Source organism: Nocardioides albidus (assembly GCF_006335005.1).
GTDB lineage: Bacteria > Actinomycetota > Actinomycetes > Propionibacteriales > Nocardioidaceae > Nocardioides > Nocardioides albidus.
In genome coordinates, this window is sequence record NZ_VDMP01000011.1 from 41,113 (window position 1) to 61,412 (window position 20,300).

22 protein-coding genes are annotated in these 20,300 nt (G+C 72.6%); 13 read left to right on the forward strand and 9 right to left on the reverse strand.

The features are described 5' to 3' along the window. A partial coding sequence (locus FHP29_RS01105) for a MarR family winged helix-turn-helix transcriptional regulator (RefSeq protein ID WP_240044226.1) occupies nucleotides 1–451 on the reverse strand: 451 nt, incomplete at its 3' end. Nucleotides 452–535: 84 nt separating this feature from the next. Here FHP29_RS01105 and icmF point away from each other — a divergent pair. After that, nucleotides 536–3,700: a fused isobutyryl-CoA mutase/GTPase IcmF gene (icmF, locus tag FHP29_RS01110; RefSeq protein ID WP_139621033.1), complete on the forward strand. Its 3,165-nt coding sequence runs from the start codon at nucleotides 536–538 to the stop codon at nucleotides 3,698–3,700. A 20-nt stretch (nucleotides 3,701–3,720) separates the two neighbouring features. Here icmF and FHP29_RS01115 read toward each other — a convergent pair whose 3' ends face one another. Genes FHP29_RS01115 through FHP29_RS01130 form a run of 4 tightly spaced genes read right to left on the reverse strand, consistent with a single transcriptional unit; the run spans nucleotide 3,721 to nucleotide 6,779 of the window. Continuing rightward, nucleotides 3,721–4,080 carry a hypothetical protein gene (locus tag FHP29_RS01115; protein WP_139621034.1) on the reverse strand — a complete coding sequence of 120 codons (360 nt, stop codon included), beginning with the start codon at nucleotides 4,078–4,080 and terminating at the stop codon, nucleotides 3,721–3,723. A 10-nt stretch (nucleotides 4,081–4,090) separates the two neighbouring features. Continuing rightward, entirely contained in the window at nucleotides 4,091–4,399 is a 309-nt protein-coding gene (locus FHP29_RS01120) for a hypothetical protein (protein ID WP_205013776.1), read from the reverse strand. Next, complete coding sequence (locus tag FHP29_RS01125) at nucleotides 4,396–5,967, reverse strand: radical SAM protein (protein ID WP_139621035.1); 1,572 nt, start codon at nucleotides 5,965–5,967, stop codon at nucleotides 4,396–4,398. The genes FHP29_RS01120 and FHP29_RS01125 overlap by 4 nt, the downstream gene beginning before the upstream one ends. Before the next feature lie 20 nt (nucleotides 5,968–5,987). Further along, nucleotides 5,988–6,779, reverse strand: a complete 792-nt coding sequence (locus FHP29_RS01130; protein WP_139621036.1) for a prolipoprotein diacylglyceryl transferase — start codon at nucleotides 6,777–6,779, stop codon at nucleotides 5,988–5,990. 148 nt (nucleotides 6,780–6,927) lie between these two features. Here FHP29_RS01130 and FHP29_RS01135 point away from each other — a divergent pair, with 148 nt between their 5' ends. Next, a complete protein-coding gene (locus FHP29_RS01135) occupies nucleotides 6,928–7,305 on the forward strand; it encodes a YciI family protein (protein WP_139621037.1) in 378 nt (125 codons plus the stop codon). A 38-nt stretch (nucleotides 7,306–7,343) separates the two neighbouring features. Continuing rightward, entirely contained in the window at nucleotides 7,344–8,621 is a 1,278-nt protein-coding gene (locus FHP29_RS01140) for an RNA polymerase sigma factor (protein ID WP_139621038.1), read from the forward strand. A gap of 97 nt (nucleotides 8,622–8,718) precedes the next feature. On the opposite strand, the gene FHP29_RS01145 is transcribed toward FHP29_RS01140, so the two are convergent. After that, entirely contained in the window at nucleotides 8,719–9,972 is a 1,254-nt protein-coding gene (locus tag FHP29_RS01145) for an MFS transporter (RefSeq protein ID WP_139621039.1), read from the reverse strand. A 166-nt stretch (nucleotides 9,973–10,138) separates the two neighbouring features. Here FHP29_RS01145 and FHP29_RS01150 point away from each other — a divergent pair, with 166 nt between their 5' ends. Beyond that, nucleotides 10,139–10,636, forward strand: a complete 498-nt coding sequence (locus FHP29_RS01150; RefSeq protein ID WP_139621040.1) for a thioesterase family protein — start codon at nucleotides 10,139–10,141, stop codon at nucleotides 10,634–10,636. Between the two features lie 24 nt (nucleotides 10,637–10,660). Here the strand turns inward: FHP29_RS01150 and FHP29_RS01155 are convergent, their stop codons facing one another. Continuing rightward, nucleotides 10,661–11,008, reverse strand: a complete 348-nt coding sequence (locus tag FHP29_RS01155) for a YrdB family protein (RefSeq protein ID WP_139621041.1) — start codon at nucleotides 11,006–11,008, stop codon at nucleotides 10,661–10,663. Nucleotides 11,009–11,045: 37 nt separating this feature from the next. On the opposite strand from FHP29_RS01155, the gene FHP29_RS01160 reads away from it, so the two are divergent. The 3 genes from FHP29_RS01160 to FHP29_RS21945 all read left to right on the forward strand — a co-directional run bounded on the left by FHP29_RS01160 (nucleotide 11,046) and on the right by FHP29_RS21945 (nucleotide 12,341). Continuing rightward, a complete protein-coding gene (locus FHP29_RS01160; protein ID WP_192903935.1) occupies nucleotides 11,046–11,798 on the forward strand; it encodes a helical backbone metal receptor in 753 nt (250 codons plus the stop codon). Nucleotides 11,799–11,802: 4 nt separating this feature from the next. Continuing rightward, nucleotides 11,803–12,078 (forward strand): hypothetical protein, encoded by a 276-nt coding sequence (locus FHP29_RS01165; RefSeq protein ID WP_139621042.1) that lies wholly within the window; start codon nucleotides 11,803–11,805, stop codon nucleotides 12,076–12,078. A 92-nt stretch (nucleotides 12,079–12,170) separates the two neighbouring features. Further along, nucleotides 12,171–12,341: a hypothetical protein gene (locus FHP29_RS21945; protein WP_192903936.1), complete on the forward strand. Its 171-nt coding sequence runs from the start codon at nucleotides 12,171–12,173 to the stop codon at nucleotides 12,339–12,341. A 20-nt stretch (nucleotides 12,342–12,361) separates the two neighbouring features. Here the strand turns inward: FHP29_RS21945 and FHP29_RS01170 are convergent, their stop codons facing one another. Next, complete coding sequence (locus FHP29_RS01170; RefSeq protein WP_139621043.1) at nucleotides 12,362–13,978, reverse strand: helicase HerA-like domain-containing protein; 1,617 nt, start codon at nucleotides 13,976–13,978, stop codon at nucleotides 12,362–12,364. A gap of 147 nt (nucleotides 13,979–14,125) precedes the next feature. On the opposite strand from FHP29_RS01170, the gene FHP29_RS01175 reads away from it, so the two are divergent. Together FHP29_RS01175 and FHP29_RS01180 are read left to right on the forward strand one after the other, a co-directional pair. Then, nucleotides 14,126–14,422, forward strand: coding sequence for a type II toxin-antitoxin system VapB family antitoxin (locus FHP29_RS01175; protein WP_139621044.1), 297 nt, complete (start codon nucleotides 14,126–14,128; stop codon nucleotides 14,420–14,422). A 2-nt stretch (nucleotides 14,423–14,424) separates the two neighbouring features. Further along, nucleotides 14,425–14,967: a LytR C-terminal domain-containing protein gene (locus FHP29_RS01180; protein ID WP_139621045.1), complete on the forward strand. Its 543-nt coding sequence runs from the start codon at nucleotides 14,425–14,427 to the stop codon at nucleotides 14,965–14,967. On the opposite strand, the gene FHP29_RS01185 is transcribed toward FHP29_RS01180, so the two are convergent. Continuing rightward, entirely contained in the window at nucleotides 14,968–16,479 is a 1,512-nt protein-coding gene (locus FHP29_RS01185; RefSeq protein ID WP_139621046.1) for a potassium/proton antiporter, read from the reverse strand. 82 nt (nucleotides 16,480–16,561) lie between these two features. On the opposite strand from FHP29_RS01185, the gene FHP29_RS01190 reads away from it, so the two are divergent. From FHP29_RS01190 to FHP29_RS01205, 4 genes are all read left to right on the forward strand, one after another. Next, nucleotides 16,562–18,076, forward strand: coding sequence for an FAD-binding protein (locus tag FHP29_RS01190; protein WP_240044227.1), 1,515 nt, complete (start codon nucleotides 16,562–16,564; stop codon nucleotides 18,074–18,076). Beyond that, nucleotides 18,073–19,242 carry a pyridoxal phosphate-dependent aminotransferase gene (locus tag FHP29_RS01195; protein WP_240044228.1) on the forward strand — a complete coding sequence of 390 codons (1,170 nt, stop codon included), beginning with the start codon at nucleotides 18,073–18,075 and terminating at the stop codon, nucleotides 19,240–19,242. Before FHP29_RS01190 ends, FHP29_RS01195 begins: the two co-directional genes overlap by 4 nt. A gap of 34 nt (nucleotides 19,243–19,276) precedes the next feature. Next, entirely contained in the window at nucleotides 19,277–19,951 is a 675-nt protein-coding gene (locus FHP29_RS21950; protein ID WP_192903937.1) for a hypothetical protein, read from the forward strand. Nucleotides 19,952–19,981: 30 nt separating this feature from the next. Further along, nucleotides 19,982–20,300 (forward strand): putative T7SS-secreted protein (locus FHP29_RS01205; protein WP_139621047.1); only part of this gene is annotated, 319 nt, incomplete at its 3' end.

Genomic DNA, 20,300 nt, shown 5'->3' on the forward strand with positions numbered 1-20,300 from the left:
CACCGGCCTGCTCCTCGCCGGTGAGCCCGGTGACGGCGAAGTCGATGGCGCTGACGGCCTTGGTGGCCCTGCGCACGGTGGTCCGGCCCTCGGGGGTGAGCCGCGCGAGGGTACGACGGCGGTCGGCCTCGTCGGGCACGCGGACGACGTACCCCTGGGCCTCGAGGCGGTCGATCGCGCTCGTGACGGACGTCGGGTGCACCATCAGCCGCTCGCCGATCCTGCTCAGCGGCAGCGACCCGTTCCGGCTGAACAGCAGGAGCACGAGCACCTCGTAGCGGGAGAACGTGAGCCCGAACGGCTTGAGCGCGGCGTCGAGGGCGCTGAGCATCAGTTGCTGCACCCGCATCACCGACGTGGCCAGGCGCATCGCCGTCGCGTCGCCGAAGTGCTCCTCCCACAGCTCGCCGGCACGCTCGATCGGGTCGAACGGGAGGCGAGACTCGGTCACGCATGGAACCTTAGGTCATCCGAGGACTTCTCCAATTTACTTGGACGTCCTATTATCGGAGATCCAAAGAGTTTCGGAGGACCGATGCCCGACCTGCACGTGCCGCAGCACCCCGTCCGCCTGGTGACCGCGTCCAGCCTCTTCGACGGCCACGACGCGTCGATCAACATCATGCGACGCATCTTCCAGAGCCAGGGCTGCGAGGTGATCCACCTCGGCCACAACCGCTCCGTCGCGGAGGTGATCGAGGCCGCGATCGAGGAGGACGTCCAGGGCATCGCCGTGTCGTCCTACCAGGGCGGGCACGTCGAATACTTCGAGTACCTCGTCCAACTGCTCCGCGAGCGCGGGGCCGGTCACATCAAGGTCGTCGGCGGTGGCGGCGGCGTCATCGTGCACGACGAGATCGACCGGCTGCGCGCCTCCGGCGTCACGATCTTCTCCCCCGAGGACGGCCAGCGCCTCGGCCTGCCCGGGATGGTCAACACGGTCGTCGAGGCCTGCGACGTCGACCTGTGGGAGACCGGCGGCGTCACCGCCGACCAGATCCTCAGCGGGGACCGCACCGCCCTGGCCCGCGCGATCACCGGCGCCGAGCTGGGCCGGCTCGACCGCGACCTGCTCGACCGGCTCGCCGAGGCGGCCGCCGCGCACGCCGTACCCGTCCTCGGCATCACCGGCACCGGCGGCTCCGGCAAGTCCAGCCTGACCGACGAGCTCGTACGACGCCTCCGCGTCGACCAGCAGGACAAGGTCCGCGTCGCGGTGCTCGCCGTCGACCCGACCCGGCGCAAGGGCGGCGGTGCGCTGCTCGGTGACCGGATCCGGATGAACTCCCTCGACCTCGCCGGCCCCGGCCTCGACCGCAACCAGGTCTACTTCCGCAGCCTCGCCACCCGCGGCGCCCACGAGCTGCCCGACCACCTCCCCGACGTCCTCACCGTCATCAAGGCCGCCGGCTTCGACCTGGTCATCGTCGAGACGCCCGGCATCGGCCAGGGGGACGCGGCGATCGTTTCGCTCGTCGACACCTCCCTCTACGTCATGACGCCGGAGTTCGGCGCGGCCTCGCAGCTGGAGAAGATCGACATGCTCGACTTCGCCGACGCGGTCGCGATCAACAAGTTCGAGCGCCGCGGCGCCGAGGACGCGCTGCGCGACGTCGGGCGCCAGATGGTGCGCAACCGCGAGGCCTTCGGCCAGCAGCCGTCCGACATGCCGGTCTTCGGCACCTCGGCCGCCACCTTCGACGACGACGGCGTCACCGCGCTCTACCAGCACCTGCGCGGCCTCCTCGCCGGGCACGGCCTGGCGGTGAGCGAGGGCCTGCTCGCGCCGGTCGAGGGCAAGCGGTCCACCCGGATCCAGACCGTCCTGCCGGCCGACCGCGTGCGCTACCTCGCCGACATCGCCGACACCGTCCGCGGCTACCACGCCGACACCGAGGCGCTCGTGGCCAAGGTGCGCCGGGCGCAGCGCTTCGCCGCCGTCGCCGAGGAGCTCGACGAGATCGAGGACCTGGCCGCCGCGGCCGCTCGCGCCCACGACGACGTGCCGCGCGACGTGCGCGACCAGCTCGCCGAGTGGCCCGCCACCGTGGCGTCGTACGACGAGGACGCGGCCACGAACGGCCGCGAGTCGCTCTCCGGCAACCGGGTGCCCCGGGTGGCCGTCCCCCGCTTCGACGATCACGGCGAGCTCGTGCGCTTCTGGCGCCGGGAGAACCTGCCCGGACGCTTCCCCTTCACCGCGGGCGTCTTCCCGTTCAAGCGGGCCGACGAGGACCCGGCGCGCATGTTCGCCGGCGAGGGCGACCCGTTCCGCACCAACAAGAGGTTCAAGCTGCTCTCCGAGGGCCAGCCCGCCACCCGTCTGTCGACGGCGTTCGACTCGGTGACGCTCTACGGCCGCGATCCCGACGAGCGCCCCGACATCTACGGCAAGGTCGGCACGTCCGGCGTCTCGGTGGCCACGCTCGAGGACATGAAGGCGCTCTACGACGGCTTCGACCTGCTGTCGCCGACGACGTCGGTGTCGATGACGATCAACGGCCCCGCCCCGACCGTGCTGGCGTTCTACCTCAACACCGCGATGGACCAGGCCCGCGAGCGCGGGATCGACCCCTACGAGGCGATCAAGACGATCCGCGGCACCGTCCAGGCCGACATCCTCAAGGAGGACCAGGGCCAGAACACCTGCCTGTTCTCCACGGAGTTCTCCCTGCGCTGCATGGCCGACATCCAGGAGTGGTTCATCGCCCAGCAGGTCCGCAACTTCTACTCGGTCTCCATCTCCGGCTACCACATCGCCGAGGCCGGGGCGAACCCGATCAGCCAGCTCGCGTTCACGCTCGCCAACGGCTTCACCTACGTCGAGTCCTATCTCGCGCGCGGCATGGACATCGACGACTTCGCGCCCAACCTGTCCTTCTTCTTCTCCAACGGGATGGACCCGGAATACACCGTCATCGGACGCGTCGCGCGCCGGATCTGGGCGATCGCGATGCGCGACCGGTACGGCGCCAACGAGCGCTCGCAGAAGCTGAAGTACCACGTGCAGACCTCGGGTCGCTCCCTGCACGCGCAGGAGATGGACTTCAACGACATCCGCACCACGCTGCAGGCGCTGACCGCGATCTACGACAACGCCAACTCGCTGCACACCAACGCCTACGACGAGGCGGTCACCACCCCGTCGGCGGAGTCGGTGCGCCGGGCGCTCGCGATCCAGCTGATCATCAACCGCGAGTGGGGTCTGGCGATGAACGAGAACCCGCTCCAGGGCTCGTACGTCGTCGACGAGCTGACCGATCTCGTGGAGGAGGCCGTGCTCACCGAGTTCGACCGGATCTCCGAGCGCGGCGGAGTCCTGGGCGCGATGGAGACCGGCTACCAGCGCGGCCGGATCCAGGACGAGTCGATGCTCTACGAGCACCGTAAGCACGACGGCAGCCTGCCGATCGTCGGCGTCAACACCTTCCGGGCGCCGGAGTCCGGCGACGGTACGCCCGACCACATCGAGCTGGCGCGGGCCACGCCCGCGGAGAAGGAGTCCCAGCTCGCCCGGCTGCGCGACTTCCAGGCCCGGCACGCCGACGAGGCCACCGCCGCGATCACCCGCCTGAAGGAGGCCGCGACCAGCGGCGAGAACATCTTCGCCGTCCTGATGGACGCGGCGCGGGTGTGCTCGCTCGGCCAGGTCACCGAGGCGTTCTTCGAGGTGGGCGGCCAGTACCGCCGCAACGTCTGAGCCGCTGTCGACGCCGCTCGCTACGACTCGGCCTGGGTGAACAGGTAGATCAGGCCGGCGCACGCGCCGCCGAGGATGATCATGGTCAGCGCCGCGCCGATCAGGATCCCCACGCCCCAGGGCCGGGTCCCGCGGCCGAAGAGCAGCGGGACGGGGATGAGCAGCGGCAGGAGGAGGCCGAGGACCACCCCGACGGCCACGGGCGTGCCGTCGTACCCGTTGTCCGCGGTCGAGAGCCCGCTGCCGACGGACAACCCGGCGACGGGGCAGATCACCGCGAGAACGGGCCCGATGACCAGGCCGCCGACCAGGTAGCCGACGAGCTTCGCGCTCCTCTCGGTCTGCTGCCGATAGGGGTCGTGCGGCGGGGGATAGCTCATCTCGTCTCCTTCACCGGATCCACATCCACACCCCGACCGCGCCGGCGGCGACGAGGAGACCGAGGTAGGCCAGCACCAGCCGGGTGTCGCCCAGCAGGCAGCGCGACCTGAGCAGGCCGGCCCGACGGGCCCGCCAGTAGCCGGCGAAGCCGAGCCCCGCGAACCCGATCACAGCGACGGGCCCGAGCAGCCAGCCGATCAGCGCGACAGTGGCGAACACGCAGAGCCGGAGCGGGTCGTACGACGACGGGTCGGCCGCCGCGGACCCGCTGGCCCGCTGGGGGTCGACCAGCCGCGGGTCGCCCGGTCCGCGGCTCACGCCCGCACCTCCGGGAACGGCAGCGACCGGGCGCCGGTCGCCGTAGAGAGCCGCGTGCGCGCCAGCGGCGCCCACGCCTGCAGGGCGCAGAACGGGGCGCACTGGTGGGCGGCCGTCTCGGCGTTGACCGTGGCGACGTGCACGCAGCACTGCGTGAGCCGCTCCTCGATCATCGTGTTCATGTCCATGAACGGCTTGACGGTCACGCGCAGCACCCGCTCGCCGAGGAGGCGCCGCAGCCGCTGGTGCTGACCGGGCAGCCGCGAGGAGGCGAGGGTGGCGAGCGTGCCGATCCCGAGATCGCAGTTCTGACAGATGTCGCGCCAGATCGTCGACATCGACGGGTGGCTGAGGCTCGACTGCTCGGAGAGCAGGTCGAGCAGCGAGTCCTTGACGATCCGCCGCAGGTCCACGGGGATGGCGTCGTCGGCGATCCGGTTGGCCAGCAGGTCGGGCTCGAGGTCGAGCCACTGCTTGAGCCGGTCGTGACCGATCAGCGACACCAGCGAGCGCCAGGTGCCGGCGTCGTCCTTGAGCAGGTAGCCGACCGAGCAGCAGTGCGGGTGGCTGCACGGCAGCGCGGTGAGGTCGCGCCACTCGACGATCCCGCCGGTCTGCGGGCCGAGCCGGGCGAGCACGCCGGTGTGGGTCAGCCGCTCCATCGGGTCGATCCCCGAAGACCGGCCGCTGCCGAAGACCGGCTGGATCGTCACCCCGCCGACGTACGGCGCGTCGAGGGCCCTCTTGACGACGAACCCGATCTCGTCGTCGTTGACACCCGACGCCGCCGTCATCGTGAGCGTGGTGAAGATCCCCCGCGCCGACAGCCGGTCGATCGCGTCCTCCTTGAACCTCCGGATGTCCGCGCCGCGGTGGTGGGTCGAGGCGGCGGCCGACTGGCCGTCGTACTGGAGGTAGACCTCGACCCGCTCCCGGTGGCGGGTCAGCAGGTCGAGGAGGGCGTCGTCGCGCGCGATGAGCAGCCCGTTGGTGTTGATCAGCACCCGCACCACGGGGCGTCGGGTCACCTCGTCGAGCAGCTCCGCGAGGTGGGGGTAGAGCGTCGGCTCGCCGCCGGAGAGCATGAGGACGTCGATCCGCCCGTTCTCACGGGCGATCCGGGTGTCGATGGAGGCGAGGACCTGCTCCAGCGGCGCGACGCTCGCCCGAGCCGGCGACGACTCGGCGAAGCAGGTCGGGCACTTGAGGTTGCAGTGGTCGAGGAGGTCGGCGAGCAGGATGCAGGTGTGCTGGGTCTGCATCTCCGGCAGGCCGTCGGCGTACGCCGCGGGGACGGGCCTGAAGTTGCCGAGGACGTCGGGCGTGTGCACCTTCGTCGGCGCCGTCCACTGCTCCAGATAGGCGAGGATCTCGGGCGACTCGTCGTACAGCGTGCGGACCAGGCCGTGGACCGCGCACCCGCGCTCCAGCCAGACGCGGTCGTCGCGCACGGCGAGCCAGCCGCTCAGCCGGGCGACCTCCTCGAGCGGCCGGTCCGGCTGCTCCTCGTGGCACAGCGGGCAGAACGCGTTGACGTAGCGGTGCACGCGGGCGTCGCGCAGCGGCATGCCCGGACCCTTCGCCGGGCTCATCCGAGGTCCCCCACCGGCTCGGCGCTGCGGGCCGCACGCAGGCCACGGTAGGCCCCGTGCCGCCACTGCCAGGCGATCCGCGCCAACACCAGAGGCACCGTGGCGGCCAGGAACAGCTGCGGCCGGGTCAGGCCGAGCCAGGCCACGTCGTTGCCTCGGACGAGCTCGACCAGGAAGCGGAACACACCGTAGGCGCCGACGTACCAGACGAAGGTCGTGCCGGGCGGCAGGTCCGCGCGGCGCAGCCACAGCCAGAGCACGACGAAGGCCGCCAGGTGGAAGGCGATCTCGTAGGCGAACGACGGATGGAGGGGTACGCCGGCCGGCGCGCCGAAGCGCGCGGCGTCGGCCTCGTCGAGACGGATGCCCCACCCCAGCCGGTTCGGCGTGCCGGGCAGCTCGGTCAGCAGGCAGCCGATGCGGCCGACCGCCATGCCGAGCGCGACCGCCGGGGCGAACAGGTCGCCGGTGCGGGCGCGATAGCCCACGAGCCGCTTCGTCACGTGGACGCCGAGCCAGGCTCCGACCAGGCCGCCCAGGACGGACCGGTTGCCGTAGACCCACTGCTCGGCCAGCGTGGCGTTGTCGCGCAGGTCGAGGTGCTGGGCCCAGGTGCCGAGCCGCATGAGCAGGGCCCCGCCGACGAGGGCGCCGGCGACGACGTACACGAGGCGCTCGTCGGTCTGGCCGCGTCTCCTGGCCTCGATCACGAACACACCGGCGGCGACCGCGACCCCGAGCCCCACGAACAGCTCGTGGGTCGGAATCGGCCCGAGCGTCGCCTGCATGCGCGTCATCGTCGCACGCGGCCGGTGCGGTCAGCCGTCGATGCCGAGACTCGCCCCGAAACTTTTCTGGCTCGCATGTCGAAGACGCGGCAGGCGGTTCGACGTAGGTTCGCAATCACCCACCAACGAAGAAGAAGGACTGATCGACATGCCTCGTTTCATGGGACTCGTGCGGATGGAAGAGGGACAGGACAACCCCCCGCAGGCGCTGTTCGACGCGATGGACACCTACATCGGCGAGCAGGCCCAGAAGGGCCACTTCCTCGACGGCGGCGGCCTGTTCGGCCTCGAGGACGCCGTGAACTTCGTGGTCCGGGAGGGCGAGGTCACCCGGGTCGACGGCCCCTACGCCGAGGCCCGCGAGGCGGTCGGCGGCTGGGCGCTGCTGCAGTACGACACCGTCGAGGAGGCGATCGCCAACCAGGAGGAGTTCGCCGCGCTCCACGCCAAGCACTGGCCCGAGTGCAACATGGTCGCGACCCTGCGCCAGATCTCGGACGAGCCGCCGGCCGCCGCTGACGCCTGAGCGCCGACGCCGTGCGGCCGGCCTCCTAGGCTGGCCGCATGGCCGACGTCACGACCGCCGACGCGATCACCGCCGCCTGGCGCCGCGAGTCGGCCCGCCTCGTCGGCGCACTCACGCGGATGACCCGCGACGTGGACCTGGCCGAGGACCTCGCCCAGGACGCGCTCGTCGCCGCCCTCGAGCAGTGGCCGGCGTCCGGCGTACCCGACAACCCGGGCGCCTGGCTGATGACCACCGCCAAGCGTCGCGGCATCGACCACATCCGCCGCGCCGCGACGCTGCGGCGCAAGACCGACGAGCTCGGCCACGCCGCGAGCACCGCAGGGGAGGTGAGCATGCCCGATCTGGAGTCCCAGGTGGACCACATCGAGGACGACGTCCTGCGGCTGATCTTCCTGTGCTGCCACCCCGCGCTCACCCCGGAGTCCCGCGCGGCGCTGACCCTCCGCCTCGTCGGCGGTCTGACCACCGACGAGATCGCCCGCGGCTTCCTCGTCCCCAGCGCGACGATGGGTCAGCGGATCTCACGCGCCAAGAAGACCCTCGCCGAGGCCGGCGCGGAGCTGGAGCTGCCGACCGGCGCCGAGCGCACCCAGCGGCTCGACGACGTGATGGCGGTGGTCTACCTCGTCTTCACCGAGGGGTACGTCGCCACCGCCGGCGACGACTGGGCCCGGCCCGACCTCGTGGCCGAGGCCATCCGCCTCGCCCGCCTGCTGGCACAGCAGGCGCCCGACGAACCGGAGGTCCACGGGCTGCAGGCGCTCCTGGAGCTGCAGGGCTCCCGACTGCCCGCGCGTACCGACGCCGACGGCACGCCCGTGCTGCTCGACGAGCAGGACCGGTCGCTGTGGGACGAGCTGCTGATCCGCCGCGGGCTGACGGCGCTGCGGCGGGCCGAGGAGATCGCCGCCCGCGGGGTCCCGGTCGGTCGCTACTACCTGCAGGCCGCGATCGCCGCCGAGCACGCCCGGGCAGCGACGGCCGACGCCACGGACTGGCCCCGCATCGCACGCCTCTACGACGTGCTCGCGCGGGCCGCACCGGGCCCGGTCGTCGAGGTCAACCGCGCCGTCGCCCACGGTCGCGCCGCCGGACCGGCGGCCGGGCTGGCGATCACCGACGCGCTCCCCGCCGACTCCCTGCGCGACTCCCCGCTGCTGCCGAGCGTCCGGGGCGACCTGCTCAGCCGTGCCGGCCGGCACGCCGAGGCCGCCGACGCGTTCGAAGAGGCGGCCCGCCGTACCCGCAACGGAGGGGAGCGGACGGTGCTGGAGCGCCGGGCGGCGCAGGCGCGCGGGGCAGCGGTCATGTAACTCGGTGTTCGTGCGACTACCACGGTGTCCTGACCGGTCAGGAGTCCCTGGTAGTCGCACGAACACCGAGTTACATGCCGCGTGCGCGCACGCCCCCTCAGCCCCCGACAGCGACGGCGTCGCGCGCCTCGACCGCGGCGACCACCGGCGGCGGGGAGAGGATGGCGTTCGCGACCCCGGCGGCGACGACCACGCCGGCGGCGAGGAACGGCAGGAACAGGGCGGCCGAGGTGCCGGACCGGTCGGCGAGACCACCGGTCAGGGCGGACGACAGCGACTGGCCGACGATCACCGCGGAGCCGAGGATCGTCATCACCGTCGCGGAGCGGCCGGCGGGGCTGCGCAGCGCGCCGAGGCTGTACTGAGTGACCATCGTCGGGCCGATGCCGCAGCCGACGAGGAGCAGGACGGCGCACATCGCGGGCACCGAGGAGACCAGCGGGAGGAGCGCGGCGCCGGCGAGCATCGTCGTGCCGAACACCAGCCACCGGGCACGCAGCGAGAAGGCGGCCGGGAGCAGGGCCGCGCCGAGCGCGAGCACCGCGGAGCCGATCCCCATCACGCCGTAGACGAGGCCGGCCGACTCGGCGGCACCGCGGTCGGCCATGAACGACGTCAGCGCGGTGAGGGTCGAGCCGAAGAAGAGCCCGACGCCGAAGATGCCGCCGACGACGGCCAGCAGCCCGGGGCTGGCGATCGCCCGCACCGGCGCGGGCGGCGCGGCCTGCTCGTCGGCTCCCGCGGCGGCGAGCGCCGAGGGGTGCAGGGCGAAGGCCGTCACGAACACGAGGGTGACCAGGGCGGCGCCGGCGACGGGCGCCCACGGGTCGAGCATCGTGCCGAGGACCCCGACGACGAACGGGCCGACGATGAACACGACCTCGTCCGCGGCGGACTCGTAGGCCATCGTGGCGTCGAAGGTGCGCGAGCGGCGGCTCGGCGCGATCCGGGCGCCGATGATCTGCACCAGCCGACTGCGCGACATCGGCGCGATCTGCGGCGCGCTGGCGCCCACGACGTACGCCACCGCGAGCACGGCCGCGCCGGGCAGCGGGCTGTAGACCACCCACGCCATCAGGCCCAGGGCGCTGGTCGACACGAGTCCGCTCACGAGCAGCACGGGTCGCTGCCCGAACCGGTCGGCCGCGGCGCCGAGCAGCGGCCCGACCGTCGCGGCGCCGAGCCCGACGACGGCGGAGTTGAGACCACCGAAGGCGAGCGAGTCGCGCCCGGCGACGACCAGGGTGAGCACCCCGACGACCATCATCGCGTAGGGCAGGCGCGCGACCAGGGCGAGCGGGAAGTACGACGGTCCGGCGGCGCGGACCAGCGACGACGCGGGATCTGACATGACCTCGACTCCAAGGAACGGACTGGTGCCGCCTTGGACCGCCGGCCTGGCGTACACCAGCACCGGCGCGAGGTAGATGCACCCACGGATGGGAACTACACGGCCCAGGCTACGCCGGCGTGTCGCACTGCAGCCAATCCCCAGCCGGATTCAGTAGTGTCCGAGCATGAGCACGCAGCCGACCTACGACCAGCTCGTCACCCTGCCCGCCTTCGCGGTGCAGCCGGTCCCCAACGCCTTCGAGGACAGCAACGGCTTCCTCAACGTCCGCCACTACCTCGGCATCGGCAGCGAGGGCCTCGACGAGTCGCTCTACGACATCGGCATCCCGTTCAACTGGCCGATGCTGAGCGGCTTCGCCTGCCTGTCCGCCGAGCACCACCTCACCTATCAGCACGAGCTGAAGACCGGTGACCAGATGTCGGTCCGGGTGCGCCTGCTGGGTCGCTCCGAGCGCGCGGCCCACGCCCTGGTCTACGTCCTCGACGACACCAACCAGCGGGTGGCGTGCGTCTTCGAGGAGATCTTCCTCTGCGTCCGGCTCGCCGACCGCCAGACGGCGCCCTGGCCCGACGACATCGCCGCCGGCCTCGACAAGCGCGTCGCCGAGCACGCCGCGATCGAGTGGGAGCCGGTCACGTCCGGCTGCCTCGCGCTGCGCTGACCCGCTCGCGGTCGCGTCGGCGGGCTACCGCTCGTCGACGAGCACCCGGATGGCCGGCAGCTGCGCGAGCCCGTTGACGACCACCGAGAAGACGAGCAGCGCGACCGCCCAGCCCTCCTGGCCGGCGTCCCAGAGCGCCAGGCAGGCCAGTGCGAACACGACGACCTTGACCGTCGGGCGCACCAGCCCGCCGCCGTACGGCGCCTTCGGCGAGGCGAAGAGGAACCACGCCGTCATGGCGGCGAGCGGGAGCAGCCAGACCAGCAGCCACCGAGGGTCGCGGTCCCAGCCCCAGATCCCGACCGCCGCCATGGCGAGCAGCTCGTCGACGAACACCAGGGTCAGGACCGACCACCCGAGGAGCACGTGCACGGCCCGATCATGGCGTACGGCGGGCTACGGTGATCCGGTGGCCATCCGCACCGTCGACGACCTCGGCGCCGAGGTCGTCGTGCCACGTCCGGTCCGGCGGATCGTGTCGCTGGTGCCCTCGATCACCGAGGCGCTGGCGACCGACGTTCCCGACCTGCTCGTGGGCGCGACGCAGTGGTGCACCCGTCCCGCGGAGCTCGCGGTCACCCGCGTGCGCGGGACCAAGAACCCCGATCTCGCCGCGGTCCGCGGCCTCACGCCGGACCTGGTGGTCGCCAACCAGGAGGAGAACCGCGAGCTGGACGTCCGCCGTCTGCGCGAGGCCGGTGTCGCCGTGTGGGTGACCCGGATCGAGACGGTGCCGCAGGCCCTCGCCTCCCTCGCGCGCCTGTACGACGAGGCGCTCGGCCTGCCCGAGCCCGCGTGGCTGGCGCAGGCCCGGGCCTGCTGGGACGGGCCACCGCCCGCGCCGCGCGGCCGGGTCGCCGTACCCGTGTGGCGCGACCCGTGGCTGGTCGTCGGCCCACGCACCTACACCGGAGACCTGCTGCGCCGGCTCGGCTGGAGCAACGCGTACGACGCCGGCGCGGACCGCTACCCGACGGTCGGGCTCGCGGAGCTGGACTCCCCCGACCTCGACCTGGTCCTGCTGCCCGACGAGCCCTACGCGTTCACCGCCGACGACGGACCGGAGGCGTTCACCCGGGTGCCGACACGCCTGGTGTCGGGACGACATCTGACCTGGTACGGCCCGGCCATGGTCGAGGCGCACCAGGTTCTGTCACGCTGACGGCGTGCGGATCCTGCTGCTGGTCGTCGCCCTCGTGGTCGTCGGGTGCCTCGCGCTCCCCGTGAGCGCCTTCCTCCTCGACGGCACCGACACCGGGGATGACCTGATCCTGCCGGTCCAGGTCGTGGTGACCGCGGCGGTCGGCGCCGGCCTGGGCCGGGTGCTGCTGGACGGCCCCTCCCGACGGCGGGCCCTGACCGGCGCGGGGATCGGCGTCCTCGGGGCGCTGGTCGGCATCGCGGTGTTCTTCGTGCTGCTCAACGGGTTCGACGGCGCCTGATCTCGATGGCTGTCGCGCGGCTCACAGCGCGGGTCACCGACTCGTAACCGTCGCGCCGGGCAGCGGAAACCTCGCTCGCGGAGGCTTGACCCATGGACCAGACCGACGACCTCGACCCCGTGGACCGCTCCCTCGCCCGCCGCGCCGCCCTGCGCGAGCGCCACGCCCAGCGGCTGGCCCGCCTCATGGGCGAGCGTGCCGACCTGCGCGGGGTGAACCGCCTCGCCGACTTCGTGGACGACGCGCTCCGCTGGTCCGCCTGACGGTCGCGCCTGCGCCTGCGTCAGCGTCGCCGGCGCGCCGTCCCGAACATCCCGCGGGCGATCTCGGCCGCGGCGGTGCGCATGAACTGCCTGAACGCGGACGACCGCACCACGTCCTTGACGATCTCGCCGGCCGCGTTGCCGTCGTCCTCCTTCGCCTTGGGCGCCGCCTTCTCCTTCGCGGCGGGCTTGTCGGCCTTCTCGTCGGCCTTCTCGTCGGCCTTCTCGTCGGCCTCCGCCTTCGCGCCGTCCTCGAGCTTCTTGGCGAGGATCTCGCGGGCGGACTCGCGGTCGACCACCTCGGCGTACTTCGCCCGACGGGGGCTCGCCTCGACCGTGGCCTTCATCGCCTCGGGGCTGCTCGGGGCCATCAGCGACTCGGGGGCCCGCAGGCGGGTCCAGGCGACCGGCGTCGGAGCGCCCTTCTCGCCCATGACGGTCACGATCGCCTCGCCGATGCCGAGCGTCGTGATGACCTCGCCGAGGTCGTCGTACGCGCTCTTCGGGTAGGTGTCGACGGTCGCCTTGAGCGCCTTGGCGTCGTTGGGCGTGTGCGCGCGGAGCTGGTGCTGGATGCGGGAGCCGAGTTGCGCGAGCACGTCGTCGGGTACGTCGGTGGGGCTCTGCGTCACGAAGAAGACGCCGACACCCTTCGACCGGATCAGGCGCACCGTCTGCGCGATCTGCTCGAGGAAGGGCTTCGACGCGTCCTTGAAGAGCAGGTGCGCCTCGTCGAAGAAGAACACCAGCTTCGGCTGGTCGACGTCGCCGACCTCGGGCAGGTCGTGGAACAGGTCGGCGAGCAGCCACATGAGGAAGGTGGAGAAGATCGCCGGGCGGTCCTGCAGGTTGGGGAGCTCGACCAGGCTGATCAGGCCGCGACCGTCGGACGCCTGCTGGAGCAGGTCCGCGGAGTCGAACTCGGGCTCGCCGAAGAACGCCTCGGCGCCCTGGTCGGCGAACCCGATCAGCTCGCGCAGGATCACTCCGGCGGTGGCGGCCGACAGGCCGCCGAGCTCCTTGAGGTCGGCCTTCCCCTCGTCGCTGGTCAGGTGCTGGACGACGGCGCGCAGGTCCTGCAGGTCGAGCAGCGGCAGGCCCTGCTTGTCGGCGTAGTGGAACACCAGACCGAGGCTGGACTCCTGGGTGTCGTTGAGCCCGAGGACCCGGCTGAGCAGGATCGGCCCGAAGGAGGTCACGGTCACCCGGATCGGGATGCCGGTGCCCTGCCCGCCGAGCGCGTAGTACTCCACCGGGAAGGCGGTGGCCTTCCAGTCCTGACCGACCGACTCCGTGCGGGCGAGCAGCTTGTCGCCGGCCTCGCCGGCGGTCGCGATGCCGGACAGGTCGCCCTTGATGTCGGCGGCGAAGACGGGTACGCCGGCGGCGCTGAGCTGCTCTGCGAGCAGCTGGAGCGTCTTGGTCTTGCCGGTGCCGGTCGCGCCCGCCACGAGTCCGTGCCGGTTGAGCATGGCGAGCGGGATCCGGATCGTGCTGCCGGACAGCTGGTCGGGCCCGGTCATCAGCCCGCCGAGCTCGAGCGCGGGCCCCTCGAAGGCGTACCCGGGGGCGATCGCCGCCTCGATCGGACTGGTCTCGGCGGCCGGCGTCTCGGCGGGCGTCTGCTCCTGCGTCATGGCGGCACTCTAGGCATCGCGGGGGACGGTTCACCACGGGATGTAGGTGAACCGGAGGATCTGTAGCGGAGTTCCGCTACGGAGGCGCGGGTTCGCCTAGATCCCGTGGTGAACCCGCCCCGACCCCGCCCCGTAGACTCCGAAGCCGTGATCTTCAAGCGTGTGGGGGTCGGGCGTCCCTACCCCGACCACGGCCTCACCTCCAAGGGGTGGGCTGCCGTGCCCCCGCGCCAGGTCCGCCTCGACCAGCTGGTGACGACCAAGGACACGCTGCAGCTGACGTCCCTGCTCGACGAGGACTCGACGTTCTACGGCGACCTGTTCGCCCACGTGGTGCTCTGGCGCGACGACTACTACCTCGAGGACGGGCTGCATCGGGCGCTGCGAGCCGCCCTGCAGCAGCGCCATGTCCTGCACGCGCGGGTGATCCGGATGGAGGGCTGAGGATGAGCGGGCTCGACGTCAAGGCAGGCAGCAGGTCGGCGGTCACGCTGGGCGCGCTGGCGGTGGTGTTCGTCGCGAGCGCGGCCTGGGGCTGGTCGCGGGTCACCGCCCCGTTCCCGGAGAAGGTGGCGCCGGCGCCCTGCACCGACACCCTGATCCCCAAGGGCGACGACCTCGCCCCGCCGCAGGTCATGGTCACCGTGCTCAACGGCGGCGGGAGCAACGGCCTGGCGGGCAAGACCATGGACGCGCTCGTCGGGCACGGCTTCGCCAAGGGCGACACCGGCAACGCGCCGGACACGGGCGGCCCGGTGGCCGCGCAGGTCTGGTCGGACGACCCCGGCGACCCCGCGGCGATCCTCCTGGCGTCGTACCTCGGCGCCGACGTCGACATCGTCGACCAGCCCTCGGGCTACCCGGGGGTGACCATCGTGGTCGGCAAGCGGTTCAAGGGCGTGGTCGAGGGTCACCCCACGGTGACCGCGCGCAAGGACTCCTATGTCTGCACGCCGCCGCTCAGCAGCCAGCCCGAGGACGCCGCCTGATCACCGCCCGGCGGCCCCGTCAGGGTCGAGCCACTGGGCCAGCCGTCCGCCGACGCTGACCTGGCGCAGTCGCTGCTCGGTCGCCTCGCGCAGCTTGCGGGGCGTGACGACGATCAGGTCGTCGCCGTGCCGCAGGACGGTACGCCGCTCCGGCACCATCGCCTGACCCTCCCGCACGATCATCGACACGTTCGCCCCGACGGGCAGGCGCAGCTCGCCCACCTCGACCCCGTGCAGGCGCGACACGGGGCTGATCGTGACCTGCAGCAGGTCGGCGGCGACCCGCTCCAGCGGCGCCGCCTCGACCTCGATGCCGCGCGGCTCGGAGCGCCGCGCGACCCGCAGCAGGCGCGCCGTCAGCGGCAGCGTCGGTCCCGTGATCAGGGTGTCGAGGACCACCAGCACGAAGACGATGTCGAAGAGCCGGGTGGCTCCGGGCACGTCCTCGGCGAGCGGGATCGTCGCGAGCACGATGGGTACGGCGCCGCGCAGCCCGGCCCACGAGACGAACGCCAGCTCGGCCCACCTCATCGGGCGTACGACGGCGCTCGCCACGACCGACAGCGGCCGGGCCACGAAGGTGAGCAGGATCCCCGCCACGACCGCCATGCCGATCGTCTCCCACGACAGACGGCCCGGCGAGAGCAGCAGGCCCAGCATGACGAACAGCCCGATCTGCGCCAGCCAGGCGAGGCCCTCCACGAACGACCGGGTGGCCGCGCGGTGCGGCAGCTCGGCGTTGCCGAGGACGAGCGCGGCGACGTACACCGCGGCGAACCCGCTGGCGTGCACGCCGGCCGCGGCGCCGTAGCCGATGAGGGTCAGGCAGAGCACCGCGATCGGGTAGAGGCCCGAGGACGGGAGCGCGACCCGGCGCATCACCCAGGCCCCGCCGAAGCCGGCGGCGAGGCCGAAGGCGACGCCGGCGGCCAGCTCGTAGAGGACGATGCCGGCGGTGCCGAAGAGGCCGTACTCGCCGACGGCTCCGGACGAGATGAGCGTGACGAGGACGACGGTCGGCGCGTCGTTGAGCCCGGACTCGGCCTCGAGCGTCCCGGTGATCCGCTTGGGGAGGGGCACCACCCGCAGGACCGAGAACACCGCCGCGGCGTCCGTCGGCGAGCAGACGGCGCCGAGCAGGATCGAGAGCTGCCAGGAGAGCCCGAGCAGGACGTGCGCGCCCACGGCCACCACCCCGATGGACACGAACACCCCGAGCGTGGCCAGGGACAGGCCCATCCGCATCGCGGGCCGCGCGTCGCGCCAGCTCGTCGTCAGGCCGCCCTCGGCGAGGATGACCGCCAGGGCGCCGAAGCCGATCGCGTGCGCGACCTGGGCGTCGTCGAAGGCGATGCCGACGCCCGCCTCGCCGAGGACGACGCCCATCAGCAGGTAGACCAGGAGGCTCGGCAGACCGACCCCCGACGACATCCGCACCGCCAGCACGGCCAGGAAGGTGACCCCCGCTCCGATCAGCAGGAACGCGTCGAGCTGGTGGACGTCGAAGGTCATCGCTGTTTCACTCGGGTCACTCGGCTCTCGTCGGGTGGCGGGTACGTAGTCTATCGGTAGAACATGTTCTAGATTTGTCCTCGTGACGACCTCCCGCAGCGACCTGCCGGCCGGCCTGGCCCTCCCCGACACCCTCTCCCCCAGCGTCCTGGGCGAGGGCCCGGAGACCTACGACGTGGTGGTCGTCGGCTTCGGCATCGCCGGCGGGTGCGCCGCCCTCGAGGCCGCCCGGGCCGGTGCGCGCGTGCTCCTGCTGGAGCGGGCCGCGGTCCACGGCGGGACCTCCTCCATGTCGGGCGGGCACTTCTACCTCGGCGGAGGTACGCCGGTGCAGCGGGCCACCGGCCACGACGACTCGGTCGAGGCGATGGTCGGCTACCTGATGGCCAGCACGAAGGACCCCGACGCGGAGAAGATCCGCGCCTACTGCGGGGGATCGGTCGCCCACTTCGACTGGCTCGAGGACCTCGGCTTCGAGTTCGAGCGCTCCTACTACCCGGGCAAGGCGGTCATCCAGCCCGGCACCGAGGGGCTGATGTTCACCGGCAACGAGAAGGTCTGGCCCTTCCGCGACCAGGTCGCCCCCGCCCCGCGCGGGCACAAGGTGCCGGTGCCGGGCGACACCGAGGGCACCAGGATCGTGATGGACCTGCTGCGCGCCCAGGTCGAGAAGGCCGGCGTCGAGGTGCGCTACGAGACCGGCGCGACCAACCTGATCGTCGACGGCGACCCCACGACCGGCCGGGTCGTCGGACTCGCGTGGCGCTCCTTCGACGAGACCGGTGTCGTCGCCGCCCGCGGGGTGGTGATCGCCGCGGGCGGCTTCGTCATGAACGCCGACATGGTGGCCCGCCACACCCCCGCGCTCGGCTCCAAGCTGTTCGCCCTCGGCTCGACGTACGACGACGGGCTGGGCATCCGCCTCGGCGAGTCCGTCGGCGCCGCGCTGGAGCACATGGACGAGCCGTTCATCACCGCGCCGTTCTATCCGCCCTCCTCGCGCTGCAAGGGGATCATCGTCAACAAGCACGGGCAGCGGTTCGTCGCCGAGGACAGCTACCACGCGCGGACGTCGTACCACGTCCTGAAGCAGCCGGACGCCGTCGCCTACCTCATCGTCGACAGCGAGCACCTCGGCGAGGACCACATGCCGCTGGTGCCGCTCAAGGACGGCTTCGAGACGCTCGAGGAGATGGAGCGCGGCCTCGGCATGGCCGCCGGCGCCCTGGTCGCCACCGTCACCCGCTACAACGAGCACGCCGCCCGCGGCGAGGACCCCGACCTCCACAAGCACCCCGACTGGCTGGCCCCGCAGACCGCCGGACCGTGGGCCGTGCTCGACCTCTCGCTGGGCGTCGCGGTCTACGCCGGCTTCACCATCGGCGGGATGGCGACCACCGTCGACGGCCAGGTGCGCCGCACCGACGGCTCCGTCGTCCCCGGCCTGTACGCCGCCGGCGCCTGCGCCTCCAACATCGCCCAGGACGGCGCGGGCTACTGCTCCGGCACCCAGCTGGGCGAGGGGTCGTTCTTCGGGCGGCGGGCGGGTGCGGCGGCGGCCGCGGGAGTTTCCCACCGCCCTAGATTGGCCCCGTGACCGACCGTCTCACCGCCGCCGCCCGGGCGAACGTCCCGCCCTTCCACGTCATGGACCTGCTCGCCGCGGCGGCGGAGCGCCAGCGCACCCACGGCGACCTGGTCAACCTGGTGGCGGGCCAGCCGAGCACGGGCGCGCCGGCGACGGTCAACGCGGCCGCGATCCGGCTCCTCGGCAGTGGGGACCCGCTCGGCTACACCACCGCGACCGGCATCGTCGAGCTGCGCACGGCGATCGCCGGCCACTACCGCCGCACCTACGACGTGGCGGTCGACCCCGACGACGTCGTGGTCACGACCGGCTCCAGCGGCGGCTTCCTGCTGGCCTTCCTGGCGGCCTTCGACACCGGGGCGCGGGTGGCGATCGCCCGCCCGGGCTACCCCTGCTACCGCAACGTGCTCGCGGCGCTCGGCTGCGAGGTCGTCGAGATCCCGACCGGCCCGGAGACCCGCTTCCAGCCGACCGTCGACCAGCTCGCCGACGCCCACGCACAACAGCCCCTCGACGGCCTGGTCGTGGCCAGCCCCGCCAACCCGACCGGCACCATGCTGCTGCCCGACGAGCTCGCCGCCATCGCCCGCTGGTGCGAGGACAACGGCGTCCAACTGGTGTCCGACGAGATCTACCACGGCATCCAGTACGCCGGCTCCCGCCCCGGCTGCGCCTGGGAGACCTCGCGGGAGGCGGTCGTGTTCGGCTCGTTCTCGAAGTACTTCTCGATGACCGGCTGGCGGCTGGGGTGGATGCTCGCGCCGGAGCGGCTGCGCCGGCCGGTCGACGTCCTGACCGGCAACTTCTCGATCTGCCCGCCGGTGCTCGCCCAGCATGCCGCGCTCGCCGCGTTCGAGGACACGGCGTACGCCGAGCTCGACGCCCACGTGCAGCGCTACGCCCACAACCGCGGCCTGCTGCTCGACGGCCTGCAGCGGCTCGGGATCGAGCGGCTCGCCCCCGCCGACGGCGCGTTCTACGCGTACGCCGACGTCGGCCACCTGACCACCGACTCGATGGCCTACTGCCGCGACCTGCTCGCCCGCACCGGTGTCGCGGTCGCGACGGGCATCGACTTCGACACCGTGGACGGCGGCCGGTTCCTACGGTTCAGCTTCGCCGGCACCGCCGACGACATCGTCACCGCGCTCGACCGGCTCGACGGCAAGCTCTGATCGAGCGGTCCCGCACCCTCGTTAGGGTGGCCGGGTGATCGACCGTCGGGAGCTCGAGCAGCGCAACGACGCGCTCCACGCCGAGCACCTGGCCGCGATCGCCCGGGGCGAGGAGCGGGTCCTCCGGCTGACCCGGACCGGCGAGCTGCACAGCTACGCCCCCGACGAGATCGGGCTGGGCGAGGTCACCGCCGGCACCCAGATCACCAGCTGGTGGGGCCTGTCGCTGCTCGCGACGACCTTCGGCGCGCTCTTCGTCCTGTCCTGGGTCATCGTCCTGACGCCGGCGATCCGCGACGGGGGTCCGCCGACGTGGGGCGGTCTCGCGCTCACGGCCCTGAGCGCCGGCCTGGGCGGCTGGACGCTCGTCCTCGCCCGTCGGCAGTACGCCGCTCGTGCGACACGGCGGCGCCGCGGCGCACCGGAGCCGAGCGACTCGCCCGTGCCCGATCGCTGGCGGACCGCCCGGATGCCTCGCCCGCCCCGGCCGCCCCACCCCCGCGCGCACCGGTGGCGTCGGCGCCCCTGGTGGTGGGTGACGCTGCGCGGCCTGCTGGCCGGAGCGTTCATCCTCGCCGTCGTCGGAACCATCGGCGACCCGGACCCCCGGACCACGGACGCCCGCTGGGTCGCCGGCGTCGGCCTCGTGCTCACCCTCGGCGTACCGCTCGCCCTGGCGGCCCGCCGCGTCCGGACCTCCCGGGTTTGACGAGCGGTGGAAAGGGGAAGGGCGCGTCTCATGTACGGCGACAGCGAGACCATCCGGCGTCGCGCCGCCCAGCTGCGCGACCAGGGGGCCGACGTCCGCGCTCTCGCCGACGAGCTGGTGGCGCGGGTCGAGGGCCTCGGCTGGACCGGACGGGCGGCCGACGCGATGCGGGAGCGGGTGACCGACCGGGCCAGCCACCTGCGCCGCGCCGCGGACCGGCACACCGGTGCCGCCGACGCGATGGCCGATCACGCCGAGAGCGTGGACGAGGTGCGCGAGGAGATCGCCGCGACCGAGGCCCGCGTCGGCGCGCTCGTCGCCGATGCGCGCGCCCGGATCGCCGCGATCG

Excerpts from the sequence above, each read along its gene's own strand:
- icmF (WP_139621033.1), top strand. The coding sequence starts at position 536 with ATGCCCGACCTGCACGTGCCGCAGCACCCCGTCCGCCTGGTGACCGCG.
- FHP29_RS01115 (WP_139621034.1), bottom strand. The coding sequence starts at position 4,080 with ATGAGCTATCCCCCGCCGCACGACCCCTATCGGCAGCAGACCGAGAGG.
- FHP29_RS01125 (WP_139621035.1), bottom strand. The coding sequence starts at position 5,967 with ATGCCGCTGCGCGACGCCCGCGTGCACCGCTACGTCAACGCGTTCTGC.
- FHP29_RS01130 (WP_139621036.1), bottom strand. The coding sequence starts at position 6,779 with ATGCAGGCGACGCTCGGGCCGATTCCGACCCACGAGCTGTTCGTGGGG.
- FHP29_RS01135 (WP_139621037.1), top strand. The coding sequence starts at position 6,928 with ATGCCTCGTTTCATGGGACTCGTGCGGATGGAAGAGGGACAGGACAAC.
- FHP29_RS01140 (WP_139621038.1), top strand. The coding sequence starts at position 7,344 with ATGGCCGACGTCACGACCGCCGACGCGATCACCGCCGCCTGGCGCCGC.
- FHP29_RS01145 (WP_139621039.1), bottom strand. The coding sequence starts at position 9,972 with ATGTCAGATCCCGCGTCGTCGCTGGTCCGCGCCGCCGGACCGTCGTAC.
- FHP29_RS01150 (WP_139621040.1), top strand. The coding sequence starts at position 10,139 with ATGAGCACGCAGCCGACCTACGACCAGCTCGTCACCCTGCCCGCCTTC.
- FHP29_RS21945 (WP_192903936.1), top strand. The coding sequence starts at position 12,171 with ATGGACCAGACCGACGACCTCGACCCCGTGGACCGCTCCCTCGCCCGC.
- FHP29_RS01170 (WP_139621043.1), bottom strand. The coding sequence starts at position 13,978 with ATGACGCAGGAGCAGACGCCCGCCGAGACGCCGGCCGCCGAGACCAGT.
- FHP29_RS01180 (WP_139621045.1), top strand. The coding sequence starts at position 14,425 with ATGAGCGGGCTCGACGTCAAGGCAGGCAGCAGGTCGGCGGTCACGCTG.
- FHP29_RS01185 (WP_139621046.1), bottom strand. The coding sequence starts at position 16,479 with ATGACCTTCGACGTCCACCAGCTCGACGCGTTCCTGCTGATCGGAGCG.